This window comes from Hymenobacter montanus (assembly GCF_014699115.1).
In the GTDB taxonomy this organism is placed as follows: domain Bacteria; phylum Bacteroidota; class Bacteroidia; order Cytophagales; family Hymenobacteraceae; genus Hymenobacter; species Hymenobacter montanus.
Genome location: NZ_JACXAD010000005.1, coordinates 81,260 through 98,403, shown reverse-complemented (window position 1 = coordinate 98,403; position 17,144 = coordinate 81,260). Strand labels below are relative to the sequence as shown.

Below are 17,144 nucleotides of genomic sequence, written 5' to 3'. Positions count from 1 at the left end.
GGGGATATCCAAGCTTTTAAAATCATTTACTTCATCACAATTCTACCATGAGCCACCGAGGAGCTACTTACAGAAAAACAGATTTACAGATTCATTCTCCTCGTGATGCCAATTGGGTAGGTGGGCGTCCTGATGACAGCCGAGCAGAACTTACAGAACATGAGATAATTACAAAGAGAATAAAATGGGCTGCTGAGTTTGTAGATGCCTGTGTTGCTAAAGGAATTCAAGTCGCTGCATTAACAGACCACCATGAAGGCGTGTACTGTTGGTATGTATGGAACGAGGTTGAAAGACGAAAGAATCAAGGTGTGGATCTCTGGTTTATGCCCGGAATGGAATTGACTTGCCGGGACTCCGTACAGGCTTTAATTCTATTTGACCATGATATCCCGAGAGCATTATTTGATAAGGCGAGAAATGCATTAGGGTTAAAGGCAGATGTAGAAGAAAATAAGCGGGTAGGAATCGAAGTCAAGGTCATGAATCATGACCTTGAGAAACTTCAAATAATTCTCGATGCTGACCCGGAGCTTGTAGGTAGGTTTATTATAATGCCTAATGTTACAGCAGATGGTTATAAACACATTGTTAGAGATGGGTTTCACAAACGTTTTGCAGAGATGCCTTATGTTGGGCTTTATTTAGATAAAAAATATCCGACAGACCTTAGGACAAAAGCTTATCACCGAGTAACTGGTCAGACTGTTGATTGGGGCGGAGCAAGGGGAATCATTAGTACATCAGACTCTCGTATTGCTGACTTCAGTGATCTTGGAGCTTTTCCTACTTGGCTTAAGTTAGCAGCCCCAACTGCCGAATCGTTACGCCAAGCTATGCTAGCGGCAGATTCACGTATTTCGTATACTGCCACTAAACCTCCCACTCTCTATATAGAGTCAGTAAGTGTGAAGAATGCGGCATACCTTCATTTAGATGAAGCTCTACACTTTAGCCCTCAGTTTTCGTCTGTAATCGGTGGGCGTGGTTCGGGTAAATCCACCCTGCTGGAATATGTACGTTATGCCCTTGGAATATCCGCTTTGGAAGGACGGGGTTCCGATTGGGACCCAACTTATGAACGCAGGAAAGCATTACTCGAAGCAACATTAAATGCCTCAAGCGAAGTAGAGGTAGTCTTGATACAGGATGGTGTTTCTATCCATATTACACGTTCGCATGCCAATCCAGATAGGATTGTTATGCAAGTAGGCGGGCAAGAGAAGTCTATTAGCATGAGTGATGCTAAGAAGCTATTTCCTATCCAGGCATATAGCCAAGGCGAACTATCTCACCTTGGCGAAGGAAAAGCTGAAAAGCGCCTATTTGAATTAATTACTGCTCCAGATCAGGCCTCTTTTGATGGTGTAAATAAGGCAATAAAAGATATAGATGGCGAATTACGTAGATTGCTGGGCCAAGCTGTAGAGTATTGGCGACTAGAAGGTCAGCGTCGCCAAATCGATGCTCAGCTTATTACTACAAAAGCGGGTATTGATAGTATTAAAAAGGGCCTTGGAGGACTGGATTCAGGTACCCAAGACATCTTAGACCGTCACCAAATAGTTGGGCAAACTAGCCGTTGGCTCAAAAACTTAATTAACGAGTATACCGAATCTCAAGGAAATCTGGTTAGTGCATTTGAGACTCATTTGGCTGTTTCGGAGAAAAATCTGACAATATTATCACTCCCTTTAGCTGACGCTGCTCAGCTTATTGCTGGTGCTTTAAGAGAGGAATTAACAGCTGTAACAGATGCTTTCAGAATTATAATTGCTGCTAGCGAAGCATTTGAGCAAAAATTAGAAATTAATAAAGAATCATGGAAATCTGTACTGAATGAGCATAATGTGCAGTACAGTGTAGCATTAAGTCAAGCAGAAAAATTTACTGCGGATTTACAAAGACTCACTTTTTTAGAGCAGCAGCAACTTCAGCAACAGGCTAATCGTGATGAATTGACTGCTAAGATGGAGGACCTTCAAGCATATACAGTAGAGATAACTAGGCAGAGCGGGGATTACTCTGCTCAGCAAGCATTGCTGCGTCAATTAACTAGTTCAAGCGCTGCCAAATTGGTTGAGCTTACGAATGGTCAAGCCAGCGCTAAATTATCGCTGACGGATGATATATCTGAAATGGTTGATGCTATAGCTACCCTTTTTAAAGGTTCTGGTGTTAGAAGTGAGCGTATAAATAAGCTAGTAGATACTCTAAAAGGAACTGATGCAGTTGCTGTTTGGTGGAGATTACTAAATGAAGTACTTGATGCCTTCCGATGGAAAATCAGCGGCCTTTCTATGACAGAGGCACGACCTACTTTGCCAATATTGGATGAAACTATCGACGCTGGTGGCCTGGGCAGGTTTTGTGACATGTTAAGTGTAGAACGCGTTAGTCAAGCGCTTACAGCTGTATCTCGTCCTAGAGTAAAATTGATGCATAAGCAGAAGGGCAGAGAAGTTGAATTCAGCCAAGCCTCACAAGGGGAAAAAGCAACAATTCTTCTAAATGTGCTAATGAGACAAACTGGTGGACCGCTCCTGCTAGACCAACCAGAAGAGGGCTTAGACAATCGCATTATTGGGGATATAGTCTCGGCAATACATGCAGCTAAGTCTCAGAAACAATTGATTTTTGCCACACACAATGCCAACCTTGTTGTTAATGGTGATGCTGAGTTAGTAGTTGACCTCAATGCTGGCAGTATTAATGAAATAGGTGCAATTGATTTGCCTACCGTTCGAGATGCTATTACTCAGACTATGGAAGGAGGCAAAAATGCCTTTGAACTACGTCGCCTCAAATATAATTTCTGAGAACTTAATACGGACTCACAAAAAGTAAGTCCGCAACATCTGTGATACCTTTTTAGTAGCAAGGGGTGCTGAAATGAGATCAGCCAGATAGGAAGCAGCAGGTATCATTATTTCTGACGAGTAAATAGAAAGACCTTCACAGTGCTGTGAGGGTCTTTTTTGTGTTCGTGTGAGGAGCCGGGCAGCTACTGCCCAAATAGTAAGTGCATTGTAAGCAATGCCACCCTTTTTGCCCCCTATTTTCCAAAAACTGCGAAATTAGCTTAATGGGCCATTTTTCATAATTCTCAGCCAGAAGCTGAATCAGTGAGGGTAGGAATACGCCCCCCTTGCCTTTTGTGCCCCCCTTTTTGCCCCCCTAAAAGAAGAAAGGCCCTCAGCGTGATGCTGAGGGCCTTTTTCGTGGTCGTGTAAGGAGTCGAACCTTAAACCTTCTGATTCGTAGTCAGATGCTCTATCCAATTGAGCTACACAACCTGTTCCCGTGTTGGGAGCGCAAAGGTAAGGGAGAAAAAGGCGGCAGTGCAAGCCGGGAGCACTTTTTTCGTGATAAAAAGCGATTTGAGCCAGTAATTGGCTAATAATCAACTCAACATTTTACGGATTGTCGGTGGCGCCGCGCAAGGCCTTTTGTAAGGCCCGGTTGAAAACGACGAGCAGCCCGAAAAGCGAAGCCGCCACCAGGCTAACCAGGAAGACTTTGCTCAGCCGGCCCTGATCCGGGTCGTGCAGCAGGGCCAGCACGTTGGAAGCCTCGGTGCCCAGCCAGTAAAAGAACAGGCTGCGCGGCAGCATGCCTACTACCGAAGCCAGCAGAAAGCGCCGCCGCGGCACCCCCACGATGGCTAGCACAAACGTCATCAGGGCGAAGGGCAGCACGGGGGAGAGGCGGGTGAGGAGGATGAGTTGCCAGTTCTGGTGCTGCAGCTCGCCGAGTACGGCTTCCGCTTTGGGAAACAGGTGCAGGAACTGGCGCAGCTTGCCGTGGTCGATGCGCTGGGCCAGCTCGTAGCCGATGGCGGAAGCCAGCGCATAAGCCAGCACCACGCCCGCCACGCCGGGCCAGCCGAAGTAATACCCCGTCACGATGGCCACGAACGTGGTGGGCGTGAGGGCGCTGGCCATGGTGAAGGCAATGACCACGAAGTACAGTAGCTGCTGGCCGGGGCTCAGCCCCTGCAGGAGCGTAGGCTGCTGGCGCAGCAGCATCAGCAGCGACGATGAGCCCGCCAGCGGCACCGCCACCAGCAGAAACATGGTGAGCAGGGTGGAGAAGTTTTTCTGGAGAAGCTCGCGCAGAAATTTCATGGACCGCGAAGGTAGGGCGGAGCCGCTCAGGTCAGGCCACTCAAGATGGGCTCGTGAGCCCACCCGAACGGCCTCGTCAGTACCGAGCCTTTACGCTACGCTTGAGCTAGTGGTCGGTCGCGGGGTCAGGATTCTTTCGCGCCGAACCCCAAAAACCGCTTGAGGGCGGCCCAGGCCCCACCCAAGGCCAGCAGGCCCAACTTCCAGAACTTGAGAATCAGGGCGAACAGGCCGACTTTGGCCAGCACCTTGCCGGCCACCAGGCCCCCGATGGTGTAGGCGGCCACTTCGTCGAGGCTGGGGTTGAAGTCGGCGTACCGCTCCCCTTTGGCAAAAGTCACGTTGGCCAGCAGCCCGGGAATGCTGGCCCTGATTTCGCTCAGCTGGCGCGGCACGCCCACGGCATTGAGCACGAGCACGCCCTTGCGGCCGAGCAGGCGCACGTTGTAGTTGAGGGTCGTGTCGGGGCTGTTGCCGAAGCGCAGGGACTTGGCCCAGTGCAGGGCATTCTTCTGCTGGTCGTAGAAGGGGTTGGCGGCCCACCCCAGCAGGTACACCGGCTCGAAGCCCGCGGCCTCCCGCTCCTTGTTGCCCTCGCGCGTATCGTTCTGCATTTCCTCCAGCAGCTCGTTGTAGTCGATGTCTTCGGCATCACTGTCTTTCACGTAGCCCATGGGGTCGTACCGAATAACGTAGGCCCAGGAATCGCCCTCGGCCGGGCTGTATTTTTCGGGCAGCAGCATGCCCAGGCATTCGCTCTTGGGGTTGCCCCAGATGGTGGTGAGCACCCGCGCCGTCTGGGCCGAGTCGAGAAAGCGAAATCCGCGGGGCACCGTCAGCTCGGCCACGCCGCCGGGCAGCTTGAGGTGGCCTTGCTGGTAGTGGAGCGTGCGGTCGATGGAATCGACGTAGGCCCGCTGGGCCTTCTGCCAGCGCGCTACCGAATCGGCGGCCGAGAGCACCGGGCTCGACGCGGCAAAGGCGGCCCCGCCCCAAAGCAGGCAAATAAAAAGCAGTAAGAGTTGTTTCATGTTGCGCACAAATTTGGAGATGGTGAGATGTCGGAAAATGCTCGAACCTGCGAATATAACCTGGGCCCAGATTTCGGCTTAGCCTTGGCTGGCCGCCGTAACTTGCCGGCCCAAGGCGGACTAGCTCACCGCTTTGTTCTGGCTGATCGTCTTAAAATTATATTTTTGCTTCCATGAAATTCGCCACCAAAGCCATTCACGCCGGCGTCCACCCGGACCCCGCCACCGGGGCCATCATGACGCCCATTTACCAGACCTCGACCTACGTGCAGCGCTCGCCCGGCGACCACAAAGGCTTCGAGTACTCGCGCACCCACAACCCCACCCGTTCCCAGCTGCAGGATGCCCTGGCCGCCCTCGACAACGGCCGGCACGGGCTGGCCTTCGCCACGGGCATGGCGGCCATCGACTGCGTGGCCAAGCTGCTGCAGCCCGGCGACGAAGTAATTTCGACCAATGACCTCTACGGCGGCAGCTACCGCCTGTTCACGAAAGTGTACGAGCCGCTGGGCATTAAATTTCACTTCGTGCCCATGCACGATATGGCCGCCGTGCGCGCCGTAGCCGGCCCCAAGACCAAGCTGATCTGGGTCGAAACCCCCACCAACCCCCTGCTGAACGTTATCGACATTGCCGCCGCGGCGGCCGTGGCCCGGGAGTGCGGCGCCCTGCTGGCCGTCGACAACACCTTTAGCACGCCCTACCTGCAAACGCCCATGGATTTGGGGGCCGACATCGTGATGTACTCGCTCACCAAGTACATGGCCGGCCACTCCGATACCGTGATGGGCGCCCTCGTGGTGAAGGATGATGAGCTGCATGAGCGGCTGCGCTTCCTGCAAAATGCCTGCGGCGGCACGCCCGGCCCGCAGGACTGCTTCCTGGTGCTGCGGGGCCTGAAAACGCTGCACCTGCGCATGCAGCGGCACTGCGAGAACGGCCGTGCCGTGGCCGAATTCCTCCGCCAGCACCCCAAAGTAGAGAAAGTGTACTGGCCCGGCTTCGAGAACCATCCCAACCACGCCGTGGCTGCCCGGCAAATGCGGGACTTCGGCGGCATGATTTCCTTCGTGCTGAAGGGCGACCGCCAGGAGGATGCCATCGCCGTGCTCGAGAAATTCCACTACTTCACCCTGGCCGAAAGCCTGGGCGGCGTCGAAAGCCTCAGCGGCCACCCCGCCAGCATGACCCACGCCAGCATCCCGGCCGAGCAGCGCCGTAAATCCGGCCTGAGCGACTCGCTTATCCGCCTCAGCGTGGGCATCGAGGACGCCGAAGACTTGATCGAGGACCTGGCGCAGGCCATCGGCTAGCGCAGCATCGGCTAAGCTAAACCGGAAGCGCCGGACTGCCCAGACCAGCAGTCCGGCGCTTTTGTTTTAATGCTACTTGAAGACCTGGGCGCTAGCGTTTTTTGGATAAGAGAATCAGCATCGGCGGGACATTAGGTAATGCGAGCGGGATTCTCACCCCCGAACCTGCGCAAAATCAAAGTGACTGCCGTGTACAACATTATTTTTGAAGCGCGGTAGCGCCGACTACCCGGTGCGCAGCTCATACCATAAAACGCGAGCTTACCTGATGACTACTCCTCTGGCTCCTTCACCAACTGCTCCTATTAACGTCCTGCCTTTGTTTCCGGTGCTGGACCAGCTGCTGACCGAGCTGCTGCGGTCGTTGTCGCCCGCTGATTGGCAGCGGCCTACCTTGGCCCGGCAGTGGACGGTGAAAGACGTGGCGGCGCATCTGCTCGACGGCAACCTGCGCTCGCTGTCGATGCTGCGCGACGGGTATTTCGCCGAAGCCCCCGACGACCCTCACTCTTACGATGGCCTGGTAACCTTCCTCAACCGCCTGAATGGCGACTGGGTGCGGGCCGCCCGGCGCCTCAGCCCAACCATCCTGATTGACCTGCTGGCGCAGTCGGGGGCTGAGTACACGGCTTTCCTGGCTACGCTCGACCCGTTCGCTCCGGCGGCTTTCGCCGTGGGGTGGGCCGGCGAAACGGAGTCGGCCAACTGGTTTCACGTAGCCCGCGAGTACACCGAAAAGTGGCACCACCAGCAGCAGATTCACGCGGCGGTGGGCGGACCGGGGCTGCTGAGCGAGGAGTTGTTTGGCCCCTTCATCGAAACGCTGCTGCGCGGGCTGCCGCATGCTTACCGGGAAGTTGCCGCCCCCGTTGGCACGGTAGTACAGGTCCGCATTGAGGGCCTGCGCGGCAATGGCTGGCAACTGGTGAAAGCCCCGGCCGCCTGGGGTTTCCAACCACTCGATGCCCAGGCGGTGCCAGCGGCCGAAGTCGTCCTGCCTGCCGATACCGCCTGGCGGCTCTTCACCAAAGGGCTCAGCCCAGTCGAGGCCCGCTCGCAGGCGCGGCTTATCGGCAGCGAGCAGTTGGGGGAAGCGGTACTGCGCTTAGTAGCCGTAATGGCCTGATGCTCGCTGCCCGGTCTGGGCCCGGTGCTGTCGAGGTGTAGCGGTAAGAACGCTATGCCAAGGTCCATTCGGCAGCCTGCTTCGTAACGGTCAGGAATGCCTCAGCTCCCGCCTGACTACCGTTGGCTCCCACGTGGGGATGGAGCGCTAAAAGCTAATACTTGCCCCGTAGCTGGTAGCGCGGGCACCGGCAGCTACTGCCTGCTGAGCAGCCGCTGGTCTTGCAGTAAGGCCGTTCAGCTTGGCGTTTCGTGAGTGGCGAAGTGCCGGAACGGGGGGGATAGCGGCCATAGGCCCCGGTGGCCAGCGGCCTGACCCGCGCCCGGACCATGCGTTGCCGTGGCCCTGCGCCTGGCAGGATTGTATTAGTAAGAAATAGGGCAAAAAAGAGAAAATAGGAATTGGGAAGAAGAATGATGGCCACATCCGTGAGAACCCAGTATATTGCGCTGATCTGGCACTAAAAGTGCTTTTCGCAAAGTTATGCCATGATCTCTATTCTCCTATGAACAAAGTTCTACTATTTTGTACTTTATTGCTATTGCCGTTTGCGGCAACTGCTCAGCGGCAGCGGTCGACTACCTGGGAAAGCGGCGTCCTGGAGAAAGGGGAGAAAGTAGGCGAATGGGAGTACTACAGCTACTCCGCCCTGGGTGAGCGAGTCGTAACCCAGCGTTATGACCACACGGCCAACAAGCTGGTGTATTGCCGGCCCGACGACAAACTGTACAAGGCTGAAGTTTCCCGCGGCCGCTGGGAGAGCATCCAATTAACGCAGCCACCCTGGTTCATTGGCGGGCACGAGGCCCTGGCCGCTTACACGTCCAAGCTCAGGTACCCACCCGCGGCGGAGGCCCGCAACGTGCAGGGTCGGGTAGTGGTGTCATTCGTGGTCGATACCCTCGGGCATCTCAGCGACTACCAGGTAGTGCGCGGCATCGGCAGTGGCTGCGACGAAGAGGCTCTGCGCGTGGCCCGCACCGTGCCCGACCAGTGGCTACCGGGCCGGCTGGGCACCAAGGCGCTGCCCGTCGTGTATGAATTGCCTTTCACCTTCCGCTTAAAATAAGGCTCTTGCTTCTGTTTAAGATCGAAGTATATTGGCAGTTCTACTTCATTCACGGATGAGCCTTGAGCAATCCAAACAAGAAAATACCGGGGTGGGAGCCCCGGGGCTATTTCAAAATTCCAGTAAACCAACACGTCGCGGTAGCAACGGAGCTATTGTGAAAAGCAGCTTAACCTTTTAACTTTCTACATCTGCATTTCTTCATGAAACAACTCTTACTGTTGCTGTTCGTCCTGCTAGGATTAACAGCTAACGCCCAGAAAATATCCGTCTCGGGGCGCGTACTCGGCAGCCGAGGCGAGGCTATTCCAGGGGCTACGGTGCTCGAGAAAGGCACCACCAATGGCTTGGCTACCAACAGCAACGGCAACTTCGCCCTGGAAGTGAGCCCGGATGCTACGCTTATCTTCTCCGCCATTGGCTTTCAAACCCAATCCGTGCCGGTGGACGGGCGCAACACGTTCGACGTGACAATGCAAGTGAGCGCCCAGGACCTCAACGAAGTCGTCGTGACGGGCTCCCGCGCCAGCGAGGGTCGCTCCAACATCCTCACCACCGCGCCGGTCGACGTTATTTCGGCGCGCGAGATCAAGGCCTTCGCGCAAACCGATGTCTCGCAGGTACTCACTTACGCGGCGCCTTCGTTTCAGTCGTCGCGGCAAGCCATTTCCGATGGCACCGACCATGTGGACCCCGCTTCTCTGCGCGGGTTAGGCCCGGACCAGGTGCTCGTGCTGGTAAACGGCAAGCGCCGCCACAACTCGGCCTTGGTTAACATCAATGGTACCGTGGGCCGGGGCTCGGTGGGTACCGACTTGAACGTTATTCCCCTGGCTTCGATCAAGCGCATCGAAGTGCTGCGCGAAGGTGCCGCCGCCCAGTACGGCTCCGATGCCATTGCCGGCGTTATCAACATTCAGCTGAAGAATGATTCAACCGGGGTAACCGCCAGCGCCACCGGCGGCCAAACGTATGAAGGCGACGGCCGGGTGATTCAAGGCGATGCCAACATTGGCATTGGGCTGGGCGGCCGCGGCTTTCTGGATGTGAGTGGGCAATTCCTGAACCGCGGCTACACCAACCGGACCTTTGAGGACACCGCTCCGCTTATGTACTTGGGGGGCAACGGCGGCAATTACCCCTCGAAGCCTAATCCGGCTTATCCCGGAGCGGGGCAGCCCAATCCGGATAACATCCCCAGCTCTATTCCCCTCAATGAGGCGGAGCGCCGGGCCCTCAAAGCCCAGGACGATGCGTTGGTGGCCCAAAACGGCTTCGACCGTAAAAACATGCGGGTAGGCAACTCGGAGTCGCGCAACTACGGCGGTTTTCTGAATGCGGCTTACCGGCTGGGCGGCGGCGTGGAGGCTTACGTAGCGGGTGGTGTGACGCACCGCACGGGCAAGGCCGCTGGCTTTTACCGCCTGCCCAACCAGCCTGCGCAAAGCGACCTCACGATTTTCCCGAACGGCTTCCTGCCTTTCATCAACACCACCATCGACGACCAGTCGGCCATTGTCGGCCTGCGGGCCAGCCTCGCCGGCTTTGCCGTTGACCTGAGCAACACCTACGGCCGCAACGAGCTGCGCTTCGACATTACCAATACCGTAAACGCCTCGCTGCCGCAGGGACCCGGCATCCGCAACCAAACCGAATTTTACGCGGGCAAGCTGCGCTTCGGCCAGAATACCACCAACCTGGGCTTTTCGCGTAGATTCTCGGAAGTCGGCCCGCTGGCGACGTTAAACGTTGCCTTCGGTGGGGAATACCGCGTCGACCAGTTCCAGATTGGGGCCGGTGAACGAAATTCCTATCTCAACGCTAACCCCATTGGTGGAACCAAAGCGGCCGGGGCGCAGGTATTTCCGGGCTACCAGCCCAGCGATGAAGTAGACAAGTCGCGTTCCAACGTGGCCGGCTACCTCGACCTCGAAAGTGACGTAACCGAGAAGCTGCTGCTGCGTCTGGCGGGCCGGGCCGAAAACTACAGCGACTTTGGCTCGAACGTGAGCGGCCAGGCGGCCGCCCGTTTCAGCATCCTCGACGGGCTGGCCTTGCGTGGCTCGATTGGCAATGGCTTCCGCGCTCCCTCTCTTCAGCAGCGTTATTTCACCAACACCAGCACCCAATTTATAAGCGGGCTGCCTAATCAGGTGCTCACGGTAAATAACGATGACCCCATTGTTCGCAACAGTTTCTCGACGCCGGGTCAGAAGGGCTTCGGGGTAGGTGCCCTCAAGCAAGAAAAGTCGGTGAACTATAGTTTGGGTATAACCGCTCGGGTCGCTCAAACCATCACGCTCACTGTGGATGCCTACCAAATTGACATCAATGATAGAATCGTGCTCTCCTCGCAGTTTGCCAAGAGCAACCCACCTTCCACTTTGCCGCCGGCTCAACAGCCCACGGTGGACCAAATCCTGGCATCCCGTCCCGATGTGAGCCGGGTCCAATTCTTTGCCAATGCGATTAACACGCGCACCCGCGGCATTGATGTTGTGGCCAACGAGCGTCTGACCTTTGGCGAGAGCCGCCTCGGCCTCACCGTGGCCGCCAACTTCACCGAGACGTTCGTACGCAGCTTAAATACATCCTCCAGCACCATCAACGAAGACCTTAGCCTGCAAAACACTCTTTTTGACCGGCAGCAGCGCACGCGCATCGAATCGGCCCAACCCCGCAATAAGATTAACCTGGCAGCCAACTACGGCGTCGGCATCTTCGGCATTGAGGCTCGGGTAGTACGTTTTGGCGAAGTGCAATTCAGAGATGCCAACCCGGCCAATGCCGCGCTGTTCGACCAGACGTTCTCGGCGAAGTGGGTTACGGATTTGTCCGTGAACGTGCAGGTTCTCAAGCAGGTTGGCCTCACGTTGGGTGCCAATAACTTGTTTAATGTGTATCCCGACAAGTTTCGCCTCAACCCCCGCAACGACCCCAACAACTTCAACGCGCCGCCACTGCTCCCGAATGGTAAGCCCGATACCAGCAGACCCGACTTGAGCTACGCGGGCAATCTGGACAATACCAACCGTAACCGTTTTGTCTACAACGCTAACCAGTTCGGGTTCAACGGTGGCTACTACTTCGCCCGGCTAAACTTCACCCTGTAAAGCCTGCTAGGGGGATAGTTAGGCTCAACCTTTAGGTTTGCCTAAAACCGGAGTTTATTGACTGCTGCGCCGTGAACGAAGCTTTGGCCGTGGTGCCGGGCCAGGAAAGTTCGCCCAGTACCATGGCTAAGGACCCGCGCTTGTTGGCGAAAGACGGGCGCTGGCGGGCCCGCTGCGGGGTGCCGTAGCGCGAGTTGTCAGCCGAGCGGTGGGGGCCCTGGCACACGGTGTACGCCCGGTTTCGCCGCTGGCACCAAGCGCGGGGATGGCCCCGAGTGCTGGCCCAAGTGCAACCGGAAACGGGCTTGCAGTGCCTGCTGGTCTATTTCACCGCCGTACTTCCCACCAAGTAGCCGGTGCGAAAATAAAGACAGCCCGTGCGGGCAGGCGCTCAGCCAAAGCACACAGGCGGCCCAACGCAGCGCGACTCCAGTGGCGTTGCGTTGGGCCGCCTGTGTGCTTTGGCCCTGACCCGGCGCCAAGCCGGGACTGCCCGCAGGCATCGGGCTTACTGGTGCGCCACCTGCGCCCCAGCCAAGCCGTGCTGGCGGACCGGGCCGCCGCCGGCTACGAGCGCGCCCAACTCCACGGTGCCATCGCCCTGATAACCAGCAAGAAGAACTGAGCCGGGCCCGGGCCTACGACGCCGAATTCGACAAAGGCCGCAACCAGATGAAACGCGCCATCAGCGGCTTAAAACGCTCTCGGGCCGTGGCCACCTGCTTTGGCAAGCGCACCGCCAATTACTTTGCTACTCGTTGCTTGAGTCCAGCCTTAACCTGGCCCTAACTGTGAACACTCCCTGGTTGAATAAGGGCTAAAATGAGCTGCCACTCAAGTGTACGCTTTCCAAAGCCTCTGATTCATTATGGGAGGCTGATGCAAATCTTGCCGAAATGCCCGCCGCTGCTTAGATAGTCGTAGGCTTCCCGGTAAGCAGCGAAGGAAAATATGCGGTCGATAATGGGCCGTAATTGGCTCGTGGCCAGTGCTTGGTTCATCCGCTGAAACATTTCGGTGGAGCCAACCTCGATGCCCTGGAGCCGAACGTGGCCCCCCATGATTTGCTCGGTCCGGATTTCCCCCATTAACCCGTCGATGATGCCAATAACAGAAATCGTTCCGCCCACGGCAACGGCATCGAGGGACTTGTTGATGTTATTGCCCCCCACGACCTCTACCACATGGTCGACACCCCGCCCATCGGTCAACTCTCGCACGAGCGGTGCCCAGTCGGGCGTACGGGCATAGTTAAGGGTGTGGTGGGCACCCAGTGCCCGGACGCGGTCCAGCTTGGCATCGCTGCTAGAAAGCACGATGACGCGGGCGCCCGCCTGCAACGCGAACTGCAAGGAGAACAGCGACACCCCCCCGGTGCCTTGGATGAGCACCGTGTGCCCGGGCCGCACTTGTCCCTCTTCCACTAGGCCATGCCAAGCGGTGAGCGCGGCGCAGGGCAAGGTCGCGGCTTCTTCGTAGCTAAGGTAGTCCGGGAATGACGTCACCTCGCCCTCGCCAAGGACCCGGTTGTCGGCCAGAAACCCGTCGAATCGGGCGCCGCCCGGGGAGCGCTGCAGGCTCTCAGCCTTAATCCGCCCACCGGTCCAATGCGGAAGAAACAAGCCGACGACGCGGTCGCCGGGTCGCCATTGGGTTACGGCGGTGCCGACTTCTACCACTTCCCCTGCCCCGTCGGAGGTGGGAATCCGGCCCAATGGGGGCTTCCAGCGGTCCACGCCGTTGGCCACGAGTAAATCGCGGTAGTTGAGGGAAACGGCGCGGACGCGCACCCGGATTTGGTGGGGAGCTAAGGGCTCGTCGGCCCGTTGGACTAAGTGCAAGGAAGCGACCCCATGTCCTGCTCCAAATTCAACTGCTTGCATGAAAAAGCGGAGGTAAAGAAATGAAAGAAGATCTCAAATCTACCCCACTCTTTGGAAGTCAACGCCAGCCTCCGATAACGGGGTTGGCTGTTTTGTGCTGAGGTCTGTCGCTAAGCCACTCCCACGTCTGATAGCGAGGCGCCGGGGCCTTATTTCGTCGCGCTGGAGTTGGTTCCCAGAATTTGAAACAGCTCGTCGAGCTTAGGGGTCAGGATGATTTCGGTGCGACGGTTCAGGGCTTTGTTCGAGGGCGTGTCGTTCGCCGCCACCGGCACGTACTCGCCGCGGCCCGAGGCCGTGATGCGCGCCGGGGTGACGCCGCTGGCCGCGAGCAGGCGGGCAATTTCGGTGGCCCGCAGGGCGCTCAGGTCCCAGTTGTCGCTCAGGCCGGCGGTGCCGCGTAGGACGGGCACGTTGTCGGTGTGGCCTTCCACCACCACGTTTACGTCTTTCTGCTCCTGCAGCACGGTGGCGAGCTTTTTCAGCGCTTCCTGGCCTTTGGGGTCGACTTTGGTGGAGCCCGATTTGAAGAGCAGTTGCTCGGAGAGCGACACGTAGACTTTGCCGTCCTTCAGCTTCACCTGCAAGTCGCTGGAGTTGAAGCTGAGCAGGGCCTTGCTCACGCGGGCCTTGAGGTCGTTCACGGCCTGGTCTTTATCGGCCAGAGCCTGAGTGAGCTCGGTGAGGCGGGCTTCCCGGGTTTTAAGGTCGGCGGCCAGGCGGTCGTTTTCAGCCTTGCTTTTCTGAAGGGTAGCGTCGAGCTGGCCCAGCTCGGCTTCGCGACGGGCCAGGTCCTTGGCTACTTTATCGTAGTCCGACGACTTATTGGCCAGCTCCCGGTCGCTGTTCTTGAGTAGCTTATCGTAGCCGCTGCTGAGCTCGTTGTAAAGGCTGCGGGTTTTGCGGTACGCCACGCCCGTTGCGGCCGAGTCGGTCACGAGGCGCTTCTGGGCCAGGCGCAGCTGGGCTAGCTCATCGGTGGCTTTTTGTAGCTCGGCGGTGGCGTTGCGGTACTGCCGCTCGGCTTCGGCTTTGCCATTAGCGTCGGCTTTTTGGCGGGCGCTGAGGTCGTCGTATCGCTTGGCGGTTACGCAGCTGTTGAGCGCCGGAGCAGCCAGCAGCGACAGGGCCAGCAGGGTAGGGGAGAAGTGTTTCACGGATTACAAAGGCCACGGGCCACGCCACCAGCGGGCCGGACCGCCCGGCCGCCTTGGTACAGCAAGGTAGCGCTTAACGGGCAGCCAGCGTAGCAGCGGGCCGATTTGCCCCGCGTTTTCGGCTATCTTTGCTTACTTCCCCGCTGGCTGCTACCCGCCCGTCTCCACCGCACTCTGCTCTTTCCGCATGGCTTCTTCCCTGACTCTGAGCCCCGAAAATGAAGCCTTGCTGACGCATCAGGCCCTGGTAAGCAAAGACCTGATTCACGCCCCTGGCCCGGACTTTCTGGACCGCTATTTTGTGCCGGGCAGCCGCCCGCCGCAGGTGCTCCGCAGCCTCGGCGCCCTCTACGGCCACGGCCGCCTGGGGGGCACCGGCTACCTGAGCATTCTGCCCGTCGACCAAGGTATTGAGCACACCGCGGGCTCCTCGTTCGGGCCGAACCCCCTGTATTTCGACCCCGAGAACATCCTGCGGCTGGCGGTGGAAGGCGGCTGCAATGCCGTAGCCACCACCTTCGGCACGTTTGGCACGGTAGCTCGCAAGTACGCCCATAAAATCCCGTTTCTGGTCAAGCTCAACCACAACGAGCTGCTGACTTATCCTAATACCTTCGACCAGATTATGTTTGGCTCGGTGCGCCAGGCCTGGGATCTGGGAGCTACGGCCGTGGGAGCCACCGTGTACTTCGGCTCGGCGGAGAGCAATCGCCAGATTGCCGAAGTAACCCAGGCCTTTGAGGAAGCGCACGCGCTGGGCCTGGCCACCGTGCTGTGGTGCTACACCCGCAACAACGCCTTCAAAACCAGCGACCAGGATTACCACGTCGCCGCCGACCTCACGGGGCAGGCCAACCACCTGGGCGTGACCATGGGCGCCGACCTTATTAAGCAGAAGCTGCCCGAAAACAACGGCGGCTTTTCGACCCTCAAGTTCGGCAAAACCTTCCCGGCGATGTACGACGAGCTCAGCCGCGACCACCCCATCGACCTGACCCGCTACCAGGTGCTGAACTGCTACGCCGGCCGCATTGGCCTCATCAACTCCGGGGGCGAAAGCCTGGGGGCGGGCGACCGGGAAGCGGCCATTAGAACGGCCATCGTTAACAAGCGCGCGGGCGGCCAAGGGCTTATTTCGGGCCGCAAAGCTTTCCAGCGCCCGTTTGCCGAAGGCGTAGAGTTGCTACATGCCATTCAGGACGTATACCTCGACCCCGCAATTACGTTGGCGTAAGTCCTGCCGCCTCCCACGGGCCAACCGGTGGGCTAGCCTGCCGCTCCCCGTTCGTACCGCCGGCAATCCCTTACTTTTGACTTTACAATCTGATTCTAACTACTAGCTTCCAGCTACTAACATTCTCTCCTTATAAATATGGCCTGGTTTAAGCGCGTAGAAAAGGGCATCGTCACCCCCACCGACCAGAAAAAAGAGACGCCCGACGGTCTCTGGTACAAATGCCCCGAGTGCAAAGCGGTGGTGACCATGGCCGAACACAAGCGTCTGCTCCACGTGTGCGGCGCCTGCGGCCACCACGACCGAATCGATGCCGCCGACTACTTTGAGCTGCTGTTCGACGATGGGCAGTTTACCGAGCTCGATGCCGACCTGACGTCCGGCGACCCGCTGCACTTCGTCGATACCAAAGCGTACCCGCAACGGGTGGCGGCTACGGAGCGCAACACCGGTTTGAAGGATGCCGTGCGCACTGCCCACGGCGTGTCAGCGGGTCAGCCGCTGGTAGTGGCGGCTATGGACTTCAAGTTCATCGGCGGATCGATGGGTTCGGTGGTGGGCGAAAAAATTGCCCGGGCCATCGACTTCGCCCGCCAAAGCCGGACGCCATTCCTGATGATTTCGCGCTCCGGCGGCGCCCGCATGATGGAAGCGGGCTACTCGCTGATGCAAATGGCCAAAACCTCGGCCAAGCTGGCGCTGCTCGCGGAAGCCGGCGTGCCCTACGTGTCGCTGCTCACCGACCCAACCACTGGCGGCGTCACGGCCTCGTTTGCGATGCTCGGCGACTTTAACATTGCCGAGCCCGGCGCTCTCATCGGCTTCGCGGGGCCCCGGGTTATTAAAGAAACCATTGGCAAGGATCTGCCGAAAGGCTTCCAAAGCGCCGAATTTGTGTTGGAGCACGGTTTCCTCGATTTCATTGTGGACCGCCGGGAGCTCAAGCACCGACTGGCTGATTTGCTAGGCCTGCTGCGCCCCGCCCCGGTAGCTGAGGCGCGTGGGGCGCGCCGCATCGCTATTGCCTCAACAAAAGCTAATTAAGTCTTTTTTCGAGGCTGTTTTCGCTTTCGGCACACTTCTTGAAAAGC

12 protein-coding genes and 1 tRNA gene are annotated in these 17,144 nt (G+C 57.7%); 8 read left to right on the top strand and 5 right to left on the bottom strand.

Annotated features, from left to right (window positions below):
* Positions 1 to 47: 47 nt before the first annotated feature.
* A complete protein-coding gene (locus IC235_RS05850; protein WP_191004229.1) occupies positions 48 to 2,819 on the top strand; it encodes a TrlF family AAA-like ATPase in 2,772 nt (923 codons plus the stop codon).
* Positions 2,820 to 3,222: 403 nt separating this feature from the next.
* Here IC235_RS05850 and IC235_RS05845 read toward each other — a convergent pair.
* The 3 genes from IC235_RS05845 to IC235_RS05835 form a co-directional block, all read right to left on the bottom strand.
* Positions 3,223 to 3,296 (bottom strand) — tRNA-Arg (locus IC235_RS05845).
* Positions 3,297 to 3,416: 120 nt separating this feature from the next.
* Positions 3,417 to 4,127, bottom strand: a complete 711-nt coding sequence (locus tag IC235_RS05840; RefSeq protein WP_191004228.1) for a TVP38/TMEM64 family protein — start codon at positions 4,125 to 4,127, stop codon at positions 3,417 to 3,419.
* A 125-nt stretch (positions 4,128 to 4,252) separates the two neighbouring features.
* On the bottom strand, positions 4,253 to 5,158 hold the full coding sequence (locus tag IC235_RS05835; RefSeq protein ID WP_191004227.1) for a DUF2167 domain-containing protein: 906 nt from the start codon (positions 5,156 to 5,158) through the stop codon (positions 4,253 to 4,255).
* Between the two features lie 173 nt (positions 5,159 to 5,331).
* On the opposite strand from IC235_RS05835, the gene IC235_RS05830 reads away from it, so the two are divergent.
* The 5 genes from IC235_RS05830 (at position 5,332) to IC235_RS05810 (ending at position 12,404) form a co-directional block, all read left to right on the top strand.
* Positions 5,332 to 6,471, top strand: coding sequence for a cystathionine gamma-synthase (locus IC235_RS05830; RefSeq protein ID WP_191004226.1), 1,140 nt, complete (start codon positions 5,332 to 5,334; stop codon positions 6,469 to 6,471).
* 268 nt (positions 6,472 to 6,739) lie between these two features.
* Positions 6,740 to 7,597 carry a maleylpyruvate isomerase N-terminal domain-containing protein gene (locus tag IC235_RS05825; RefSeq protein ID WP_191004225.1) on the top strand — a complete coding sequence of 286 codons (858 nt, stop codon included), beginning with the start codon at positions 6,740 to 6,742 and terminating at the stop codon, positions 7,595 to 7,597.
* Between the two features lie 505 nt (positions 7,598 to 8,102).
* Positions 8,103 to 8,666: an energy transducer TonB gene (locus IC235_RS05820; RefSeq protein WP_191004224.1), complete on the top strand. Its 564-nt coding sequence runs from the start codon at positions 8,103 to 8,105 to the stop codon at positions 8,664 to 8,666.
* Between the two features lie 203 nt (positions 8,667 to 8,869).
* Complete coding sequence (locus IC235_RS05815) at positions 8,870 to 11,779, top strand: TonB-dependent receptor (protein WP_191004223.1); 2,910 nt, start codon at positions 8,870 to 8,872, stop codon at positions 11,777 to 11,779.
* Positions 11,780 to 12,233: 454 nt separating this feature from the next.
* On the top strand, positions 12,234 to 12,404 hold the full coding sequence (locus tag IC235_RS05810) for a hypothetical protein (RefSeq protein ID WP_191004222.1): 171 nt from the start codon (positions 12,234 to 12,236) through the stop codon (positions 12,402 to 12,404).
* Positions 12,405 to 12,645: 241 nt separating this feature from the next.
* On the opposite strand, the gene IC235_RS05805 is transcribed toward IC235_RS05810, so the two are convergent.
* Positions 12,646 to 13,662 (bottom strand): zinc-dependent alcohol dehydrogenase family protein, encoded by a 1,017-nt coding sequence (locus tag IC235_RS05805; protein WP_191004221.1) that lies wholly within the window; start codon positions 13,660 to 13,662, stop codon positions 12,646 to 12,648.
* A gap of 149 nt (positions 13,663 to 13,811) precedes the next feature.
* Positions 13,812 to 14,819 carry an OmpA family protein gene (locus IC235_RS05800; protein ID WP_317173535.1) on the bottom strand — a complete coding sequence of 336 codons (1,008 nt, stop codon included), beginning with the start codon at positions 14,817 to 14,819 and terminating at the stop codon, positions 13,812 to 13,814.
* A 187-nt stretch (positions 14,820 to 15,006) separates the two neighbouring features.
* On the opposite strand from IC235_RS05800, the gene IC235_RS05795 reads away from it, so the two are divergent.
* Both IC235_RS05795 and accD read left to right on the top strand, forming a co-directional pair.
* Complete coding sequence (locus IC235_RS05795) at positions 15,007 to 16,053, top strand: class I fructose-bisphosphate aldolase (protein WP_191004220.1); 1,047 nt, start codon at positions 15,007 to 15,009, stop codon at positions 16,051 to 16,053.
* Positions 16,054 to 16,191: 138 nt separating this feature from the next.
* Entirely contained in the window at positions 16,192 to 17,097 is a 906-nt protein-coding gene (accD, locus tag IC235_RS05790) for an acetyl-CoA carboxylase, carboxyltransferase subunit beta (protein ID WP_191004219.1), read from the top strand.
* The last annotated feature ends 47 nt before the right edge of the window (positions 17,098 to 17,144 follow it).

Bases quoted from the DNA above. Each gene is read 5' to 3' on its own strand.
- IC235_RS05850 (WP_191004229.1), top strand. From the start codon at position 48: ATGAGCCACCGAGGAGCTACTTACAGAAAAACAGATTTACAGATTCAT.
- IC235_RS05840 (WP_191004228.1), bottom strand. From the start codon at position 4,127: ATGAAATTTCTGCGCGAGCTTCTCCAGAAAAACTTCTCCACCCTGCTC.
- IC235_RS05835 (WP_191004227.1), bottom strand. From the start codon at position 5,158: ATGAAACAACTCTTACTGCTTTTTATTTGCCTGCTTTGGGGCGGGGCC.
- IC235_RS05830 (WP_191004226.1), top strand. From the start codon at position 5,332: ATGAAATTCGCCACCAAAGCCATTCACGCCGGCGTCCACCCGGACCCC.
- IC235_RS05825 (WP_191004225.1), top strand. From the start codon at position 6,740: ATGACTACTCCTCTGGCTCCTTCACCAACTGCTCCTATTAACGTCCTG.
- IC235_RS05820 (WP_191004224.1), top strand. From the start codon at position 8,103: ATGAACAAAGTTCTACTATTTTGTACTTTATTGCTATTGCCGTTTGCG.
- IC235_RS05815 (WP_191004223.1), top strand. From the start codon at position 8,870: ATGAAACAACTCTTACTGTTGCTGTTCGTCCTGCTAGGATTAACAGCT.
- IC235_RS05805 (WP_191004221.1), bottom strand. From the start codon at position 13,662: ATGCAAGCAGTTGAATTTGGAGCAGGACATGGGGTCGCTTCCTTGCAC.
- IC235_RS05795 (WP_191004220.1), top strand. From the start codon at position 15,007: ATGGCTTCTTCCCTGACTCTGAGCCCCGAAAATGAAGCCTTGCTGACG.
- accD (WP_191004219.1), top strand. From the start codon at position 16,192: ATGGCCTGGTTTAAGCGCGTAGAAAAGGGCATCGTCACCCCCACCGAC.